10 protein-coding genes are annotated in these 6618 nt (G+C 71.0%); 5 read left to right on the top strand and 5 right to left on the bottom strand.

Annotation, left to right across the window (positions count from 1 at the left end):
* On the top strand, positions 1-395 hold a 395-nt coding region (locus tag VFM98_RS19945; RefSeq protein ID WP_325111641.1), incomplete at its 5' end, for a DUF72 domain-containing protein.
* 88 nt (positions 396-483) lie between these two features.
* On the top strand, positions 484-987 hold the full coding sequence (locus tag VFM98_RS19940) for a DUF4019 domain-containing protein (protein ID WP_325111640.1): 504 nt from the start codon (positions 484-486) through the stop codon (positions 985-987).
* Here the strand turns inward: VFM98_RS19940 and VFM98_RS19935 are convergent.
* The 3 genes from VFM98_RS19935 to VFM98_RS19925 all read right to left on the bottom strand — a co-directional run bounded on the left by VFM98_RS19935 (position 972) and on the right by VFM98_RS19925 (position 3891).
* Positions 972-1556 carry a DUF4142 domain-containing protein gene (locus tag VFM98_RS19935; RefSeq protein WP_325111639.1) on the bottom strand — a complete coding sequence of 195 codons (585 nt, stop codon included), beginning with the start codon at positions 1554-1556 and terminating at the stop codon, positions 972-974. The two genes, VFM98_RS19940 and VFM98_RS19935, sit on opposite strands and share 16 nt — an antisense overlap.
* A gap of 37 nt (positions 1557-1593) precedes the next feature.
* A complete protein-coding gene (locus VFM98_RS19930; RefSeq protein ID WP_325111638.1) occupies positions 1594-2229 on the bottom strand; it encodes a DUF4142 domain-containing protein in 636 nt (211 codons plus the stop codon).
* A gap of 66 nt (positions 2230-2295) precedes the next feature.
* Positions 2296-3891 (bottom strand): hypothetical protein, encoded by a 1596-nt coding sequence (locus tag VFM98_RS19925; protein WP_325111637.1) that lies wholly within the window; start codon positions 3889-3891, stop codon positions 2296-2298.
* A 259-nt stretch (positions 3892-4150) separates the two neighbouring features.
* Between VFM98_RS19925 and VFM98_RS19920 the strand changes: the two genes are divergently transcribed.
* A complete protein-coding gene (locus VFM98_RS19920) occupies positions 4151-4504 on the top strand; it encodes a hypothetical protein (RefSeq protein WP_325111636.1) in 354 nt (117 codons plus the stop codon).
* Between the two features lie 16 nt (positions 4505-4520).
* On the opposite strand, the gene VFM98_RS19915 is transcribed toward VFM98_RS19920, so the two are convergent.
* On the bottom strand, positions 4521-5384 hold the full coding sequence (locus VFM98_RS19915; RefSeq protein WP_325111635.1) for a ZIP family metal transporter: 864 nt from the start codon (positions 5382-5384) through the stop codon (positions 4521-4523).
* Between the two features lie 80 nt (positions 5385-5464).
* Between VFM98_RS19915 and VFM98_RS19910 the strand changes: the two genes are divergently transcribed.
* Positions 5465-5698, top strand: a complete 234-nt coding sequence (locus tag VFM98_RS19910) for a 4-oxalocrotonate tautomerase (protein WP_325111642.1) — start codon at positions 5465-5467, stop codon at positions 5696-5698.
* Complete coding sequence (locus VFM98_RS19905; protein ID WP_325111634.1) at positions 5699-6277, top strand: UbiX family flavin prenyltransferase; 579 nt, start codon at positions 5699-5701, stop codon at positions 6275-6277. It abuts the gene before it with no gap.
* Between the two features lie 139 nt (positions 6278-6416).
* Here VFM98_RS19905 and VFM98_RS19900 read toward each other — a convergent pair.
* Positions 6417-6618, bottom strand: a 202-nt coding sequence (locus VFM98_RS19900; RefSeq protein WP_325111633.1) for a DNA polymerase, incomplete at its 5' end; no start/stop codon positions are given.

Here is a 6618-nt window from a genome sequence, read left to right as displayed (position 1 = left end):
TGCTGGCGGCCGAATTCCGCCACGGCACCTGGTTCCACGGCGAGCACCTGGAACGCACGCTCGATTGGGAGCGCTCGCTGGGCCTGGTGCACACGGTGGTCGATTCGCCCCAGGGCTTCGCCAACTGCGTGCCGTGCGTGTGGGACGTGACGAATCCCCGGCTCGCGATCGTGCGGCTGCATGGCCGCAACAAGGAGACCTGGAACAAGAAGGGCCTGGCCGCCTCCTCGGCGCGTTTCGACTACTGGTACTCCGCCGACGAACTCGCCGCCATGGCGCCGGAGATCCGCCACCTCGGCACGCTGGCCGAGCACGTGCACGTGATCTTCAACACCAACTACGAGGACCAGGGCCAGGTCAACGCGCGCCTGATGCGCGAGCTGCTGAGGGAGTAAACGCCCGGTAAAAGCGCCAGCCCGGCCGGAGCGCCCGCCGCGAACCGGTAGACTGCGGACGTCTTTCGTGCCTGCCTGGAGTCTCCCTATGCGCCTCGTCCCCACCCTGCTGGCCCTGGGCCTCGCCCTCGCCGCCGCGGCGGCCGCGGCGCAGGAGCGTCCGCTGCCGCGCTACTCGAGCCCCACGCTGCCGCTGGCGCCCGGCGCCAAGCCGGCCGGGGCCGCGGCGCAGAGCCCGAACGCGGCGCTCGAGAAGGCCGGCCAGACCGCCGCCCATGCCTGGCTGGTGCTGCTCGATCGCAAGGACTGGGGCACCGCCTGGGACAGCTCCAGCCAGGTGTTCCGGCAGACGGTGCCGCTGCCGGCGTGGATGGAGGGCATTCCCAAGCTGCGCGATCCGCTGGGCGCCTTCGTCGAGCGCCAGCCGGTCGAGGCCGTCTACAAGAAGTCGCTGCCGGGCCGCCCCGACGGCGACTACGTCACGGCGATCTTCGCGAGCAAGTTCGCCAACAAGGCGGCGGTGGAGGAAGCGGTGACCACCGTGCGCGACCCCGACGGCCGCTGGCGCGTGACGGGCTACACGGCGCGCTGAGGCCGGGCGGGCGGCGCGTTCGGCAGCGCCCGGCCGCCCTTGGCGAAATTGAGGCGCAGGGCCGGCAGCTGCCGCTCGGCCCAGGCCTTGAGCGCCGGATCCTGCGCCTCCAGCGCCATGCGCTCGTAGTTCGCGATGTCGGCCTGGTAGGATTTGAGCACCACCTCCTCGACGTAGAGCCGGTCCAGCTTCGCCCCATTGAGCTTGCCCAGCTGCTTGAGCACCTTCACGTGCGGGCCGGTGGCCAGCGGCAGCGCCATGCCGCGCGCGTGCAGCAGCCACAATAGCTCGGGCTGCGCGGCCTGCTGGCGCGCCAGCAGGCTGTTGGCCAGGTCCTTCACCGCGGGATTGCCGGACCTGGCGAGGACCAGGCGCGAGCCCTCGGCCTGGAAGTGCAGGTTGGCGGCGCTGATCTGCAGGAAGCGCCGCTCCAGGCGCTGGGCCGGCGTGAGCGGCTTCACGTCCGCCGCGGCGGAGGCCGCATAGGCGGGCGCGCGGACGGGCCCGGCCGCCGCCGGCAGGCCGGCGAGCGCAGCTGCCGCCCAGATCACCACCGACGCCATGCGCATGCCTGTCCCTCCTCCGCGGGGCGCGATGCCGCGGCGCTCAACGCCCGTGCGCACCCATCGCAGCCGCATTCTTGCCCGATTGGGGCAGCCTCTGCGCCGCGGCCAGGTGCTCCCGCAGCACGGGGAGGGTCTTCTCCACGAAGGCCTTGATGTCGGGGTCCTTCACATCGTCGCGCGCCTTCTCGAACATCTTGATGTCCTTCTCGTGCGCCTTGATGCCGACGTCGCGCACGAAGTCGCGGTCGAATTCGTCGCCGTTCTTCTTGCCCAGCTTCTCGATGTCGCGGCGCAGCGAGCGCTTGGGCGCGGCCGGCAGCTCGACTCGCTTGGCGTTGGCGAGCTTCACCAGCTCGTTGTTGGCCGCGGTGTGCTGGTCCACCAGCATGCCGGCGAAGCTCTTCACGTTCTGGTCGTTGGCCTTGGCCGCGGCCAGTTGCGCGATCTGCACCTCGAACATGCCGCTGCCGGCAGCCGCCTCGAGGAACTTGCGGTCGCCGCGCGCCAGCTTGCTGGGCACCGGCAGGTTGCGCGTGCCCGTGCCGGGCTGCGCCATCGGGGCCGACTGGCCGCCGGTGGCGGACGTGCCGGCGCCCGGCGCGGTCTGTGCCTGCGCCGCGCCAAGCGCGAAGGCCAGCGCGGCGAGCGCTGGCAGGACGAGGTGGTTCGGCTTCATCGGTTCTCCCTTCGGGACTCAAAAAAGCGGCGCCGCATCGCGGCGCCGCCCTTTGCGTTCAGCAGCTCACTTCCTGGTGCTGCTGGAGCCGCTGCTGCCGGAGCTGCTGCCGGTCGTCGCGGTGCTGCCGCTGCTGCCGCTGCTGCCGCTGCTGCCGCTGCTGCCGGAGCTGCCGGAGCTGCCGGAGCTGCCGCCCATCTGGCTGCCCGAGCTGCCGCTCATGCTGCTGCCCGCGCTGCCCATGCCGCTGGAGCCGTGCAGGCCGCTGGAGCCGCCCTGCCCCATCGAATGGCTGCCCTGGCCGGAACTGCTGCCCATGCCGCCCGACATGCTGCCGGTGCCGCTGGAGCTGCCGCTGCCCATGGTGCTCGCGGTGGTGTTCTGCCCCTGGCCGCCGCTGCGGCTGTTGCGCCAGTTGGTGAAGTCGTCGCTGAACTTCTTGTAGCGCTCCTGCCGCCAGGACTGGTAGTCGTTGTCGAGGTTGCGGATCTGCTCCTCGCGCCACTGGTGGTACTCGGGGTCGTGGTGCTGGCCGCTGCCGTAGCTGCCGCCCTGGCCCTGCCCGCCGCTCCAGCTGCTGCCCTGCCCGTAGCTGCCGCCCTGGCCGTAGCCCTGGCCGCCGCTGTAGCCGCCGCCCTGGCTCTGGCTGCCGCCGTAGCCGCTCTGGCCGTAGCTGCCCATGCCGCCGCCGCCGAAGTTGCCCTGGCTGCTGCCGTAGCCGCCGCCCTGGCCGCCACCGTATTGGCCGCCGCCGTAGCCGCCACCACCGGAGCCATAGCCCTGGCTGCCGTAGCCCTGGCTGCCATAGCTCTGGCCGCCGCCGTAGCTGCCCTGGCCCATGCCGCCGCCGCGGTTGCTGCCGTAGACGCCCTGGTAGTAGGTGTTGCCCTGGCCGCCGTAGCCCGGCTGGTCGTGCAGCTGGCCGCCCTGCCAGCCCTGCGTGCTGCCGTAGCCGCCGCCGCTCTGGCCATAGCCCTGGCTGCCGCCGTAGCCGCCGCCGGCCTGGCCGTAGGTGCCGCCGCCCATCTGGCCGTAGCTGCTCTGGTTGCCCATGCCGCCGCTGCCCATCTGGCCGTAGCTGCTGCCGCCCATGCCGCCGCCCTGGCCGTAGCTGCCGTGCATGCCGCCGCCCTGGCCGCCGCTCCAACCGCCTTGCTGGCCGCCGTAGCGGCCCCAGTCACCCTGCGAGCCCTGGCCACCCCAGCTGCCCTGGCCGCCCCAGCTGCCCTGGTTGCCCTGGCTGCCGCCGCCGTAGCCGTAGCCGCCGCCTCCGCCGCCGAAGCCGGAGGACTGCATGCCGCCGGCCTGGCGGCCGCCGCCGAATTCGCTGCCTTCGCCGCGGCCCCAGCTGCCTCCGCCCTGCGAGCCGCCGCCGTAGTCCGACCCGGACTGCCCGCGGCCGTAGCCGTGGCCTTCGCCGCCATACCCGCCGTAGCCGGAGGATTGCTGGGAGCCGAATTCCGAGCCCGAGCGCTGGCCGCCGTAGCCGCCCTGCGAGCCCTGGGAGCCCTGCGAGCCCGGCGAACCGTAGTTGTTGCCCTGCTGGCCGCCCCAGCCACCACGGGACTCGCTGCCGCCGTAGCCCTGGCCGCGGTCCTGCTGCTGGTCGCTGCTGCCCCAGCGGCCCTGGCGGTCGCGGTCTTCGTAGTCACGAGATGCCATCTCATTCTCCTTCTGGATGCTGTCGGTCGATGCCCTGACGAAGGACTCCGCGGTACGACGCGAGGTGCGCGTCCTCCATCGACCGCCCACCTTAGGACTGCGGGGCTGACGGACCTGTCGGACAACATCCGCAGGAATGTAGGACTGCTGTTCCGTCCTGAAACGAACGGCAGCGAGCTTCACCGCAGCTTTGCATGCGCTGCAGTCGGGATTGACATGGAGGGTCCATCATGGCGACATCACCAGAAGGAGTACCTCGATGGGAAGCAAGACCCGCATTCTCGGCATCGCCGCCGCCGTGGCCGCGAGTGCCGCTCTGTTCGCCGCGCCCGCGCAGGCGCGCACGTCCGTCAACCTGTCGATCGGCGTGCCGCTGGGCGGCTACGTCTACACGCAACCGGGCTACGCCTACAGCCAGCCCTACCCCTACGTCCAGCCGGGCTACGTCTATTCGCAGCCTTACGTCTACACCCAGCCCAGCTACATCTACTACAGCAACGGCGGCGGCTACCGGCACCACAATCGCCATTTCAACCGCGGCTTCCGTGACCGCGACCACGACGGCGTGCCGAACCGCTTCGACCGCCGGCCCAACAACCCGCGCCGTTATTGAGCCGAAAGGCTGACGCTCAGTGGGCGTGCGCCAGCAGGCTCACGAGCGTCACCAGCCCGATCCCGACCAGCAGCCAGACGATCTGGGCCACCGTTTCGCGGGCGCCCAGCCGCCGTTGCAACTGGGGGATCAGGTCGGCCAGCGCCACGTAGATGAAGCTGCTGCTGGCCACCACCAGGAAGTACGGCAGGTAGACCACCAGACGGTCGACCAGCCACCAGCCCACCAGTCCCCCCAGCGGCGTCACCGCGCCCGCCAGCGAGACCTTCGCCAGGGCCGCGCGGCGGCTGCCGCTCGTCTGCCGCAGCACGGCCAGGTCGCCGATGTGGTGCGGCACCTCGTGCGCCAGCACCGCCAGCGCGGCCACCAGGCCCAGGCGTGCATCGGCCGTGAAGGCCGAGGCGATCAGGATCCCGTCGCCGAAGCAGTGCACGCTGTCCCCCGTCAGCACCGCCCAGCCGCCTGAACGCAGGGCCGGTTCGGCCAATTGCGGGCGCGGGTGCGCGCCGTGGCCGTGGTGCGCATGCGCGTGGGCCACGTGCGCGTGGTCGTGGCCGTGCTCCTCCTCCGGGTGGTGGTGCTCGTGGCCGTGGTGCCAGAGCTCCGCCTTGTCCAGCAGGAAGAAGAACACCAGCCCGGCCAGCAGCGTGCCGAACAGGGCCTGCGCTTCGGGCCCGCTTTCCAGCGCCTCGGGCAGCAGGTGCATGAAGGCGGTGGCCAGCAGCGCGCCGGCGGCAAGGCTCAGGAGGTGCTGTTCGGCGGGCCCGCGCTCCTGCGGGCCGGCGCCCGGCAGCCAGCCCAGGCGCATCAGCGCGGCGGCGAGCCAGACACTGCCGATGCCGGCGGCGAGCGTGGCGAAGAGGATGGCGATGAGGGTCACGTGAAAAGCCGCCCAAGGGGGCGGCGCGAGGCCCGCATCTTAGCAATGGCGCCTGGCGCGGCCGGGCACCCGGCCGGAGCCTGCACAATGAACGCTTTGCCAGAAGGAGAAACCCCATGCCGACCATCCGCGTCGAGATGTTCGAGGGCCGCACCCCCGAGCAGAAGAAGAACCTGGTGCAGGCGCTCACGCAGGCCTGCGTGGAGACGCTGGGCAGCAAGCCCGAAGCGGTGGACATCCTGCTGTACGACATCAAGCCGTCCGACTGGGCCACCGGCGGCGAGCTCTGGTCCGAGAAGAAGAAGCAGGGCTGAGTGGGCGCGCCTGCATCGCGCCCGCGGCTGGTGGTGGGCATCAGCGGCGCCTCCGGTTCGATCTACGGCATCCGGCTGCTCGCGATGCTGCGGCGGCTGGACGTGGAGAGCCATCTCGTCCTCAGCAACTCGGCGCAGGTGACGCTGGGGCACGAGTCGGACGTGACGCCCGACGAACTGAGGGCGATGGCGGACCGCAGCTATGCGCAGTCCGACATCGGCGCCGCGATCGCGAGCGGGTCCTTCCGCACGCTGGGCATGGTGGTGGCGCCATGCTCGATCAAGACCCTGTCCGAGATCGCCAGCGGGGTGACCAGTTCGCTGCTGACGCGCGCGGCCGACGTGGCGCTGAAGGAGCGCCGGCGCCTGGTGCTGATGGTGCGCGAGACGCCCCTGCACCTGGGGCACCTGCGCAGCATGGCCGCCGTCACCGAAGCCGGCGCGATCGTCTACCCGCCGGTGCCGGCCTTCTATGCCAAGCCGGCCAGCCTGGAGGAGATGGTGGACCACACGCTCGGACGGGTGCTGGACCTGTTCGGGCTGGAGGCGCCGGAGTTGCGGCGATGGGACCCGCGCTAGGAAATACCGAACTACCGGACGCAAAGAACGCAAAGGTACGCAAAGGGCGCGAAAGAAAACCTTTGAGTCTTCTTTGACTTTTTTGCGTCCTTTGCGAAATCTTCGCGTCCTTTGCGGCCGGTAGTTTGGAGGTCTGATTTCAGTGCGCCTCCTCCCAGTTGGCGCCGACCCCGAACTCCGCGAGCAGCGGCACGCGCAACTCCGCCACGCCGGCCATGATGCGCGGGATCTCCGCGCGGGCCCACTCGACCTCCTCGTCGGGCACCTCGAACACCAGTTCGTCGTGCACCTGCATGATCATCTTCGTGCGGCGCTGCTCGCGCTCGAGCCGCTTCTGCACC

It is taken from the genome of Ramlibacter sp. (assembly GCF_035706265.1).
In the GTDB taxonomy this organism is placed as follows: Bacteria; Pseudomonadota; Gammaproteobacteria; order Burkholderiales; family Burkholderiaceae_C; genus Ramlibacter.
This window is presented reverse-complemented; position numbering and strand designations above follow the sequence as displayed.